This is a genomic window from Tenebrionibacter intestinalis (assembly GCF_016632365.1).
GTDB lineage: Bacteria > Pseudomonadota > Gammaproteobacteria > Enterobacterales > Enterobacteriaceae > Tenebrionibacter > Tenebrionibacter intestinalis.
Genome location: NZ_JAEPBH010000160.1, coordinates 1 through 697 on the forward strand (window position 1 = coordinate 1; position 697 = coordinate 697).

1 protein-coding gene is annotated in these 697 nt (G+C 48.9%); it reads left to right on the forward strand.

Features of this window, described 5'->3' with window-relative positions; genetic code table 11:
- Positions 1–135 precede the first annotated feature (135 nt).
- Entirely contained in the window at positions 136–555 is a 420-nt protein-coding gene (locus JJB97_RS18295; RefSeq protein ID WP_238715512.1) for a helix-turn-helix domain-containing protein, read from the forward strand.
- The last annotated feature ends 142 nt before the right edge of the window (positions 556–697 follow it).

Here is a 697-nt window from a genome sequence, read left to right on the forward strand (position 1 = left end):
TGCTCAAGCTCTGCCGGGGTCATCCTTGCCATAACGCTGCCTCTCTTAAAAACCCGTCAAGACCAATTGAATATACTTTTACGGTACACTATATTATACCTCAGTCAAGTCTGTCTAACGGGAGAGGTTAATATCATGGGTAATATTCATTACTGGTTTACATCCATGAGCTTTTCCCAACGTGTTGTTACCCTGCGTAAGCAGAGAGGCTTAACCCAGCAGGGGCTGTCTGATGCAACCGGCATTCATGTTCAGCAGATTAAGCGCTACGAAGCCGGTAGCTCTTTACCTACGGCGGACGCCCTTAAGAAGCTGGCGGTTGTCCTGCATGTCACGTCTGATTTTTTACTGTTTGAACCCGGCGAACGGGAGCCGGAAGACGATATGAAGCTGCGGTTTGAAGCTGTGGCCGCTATGTCAGCAGAAGATCAGGAAGTGGCTAAAGCCGTTCTGGACGCGATGATTGTAAAAAGCCAGGTAACAAAGACGGTTGCGCAGGTAATTCAGACGACCGGGCGGATAAGCAAAACGGCAACTAAAGAGAGGAAGGGATAAGTTATTAGCGCGGGGTTCAGATGTTGGAGCACCTCAACCCCGCTGACCACAACAACTATCGGAGGTAGTTATTATGGCTGACACGCATCATAAGCCAGGTACACGCATTTCTAAAGCACAGCGACAGTTAAAGGTCGGTTAC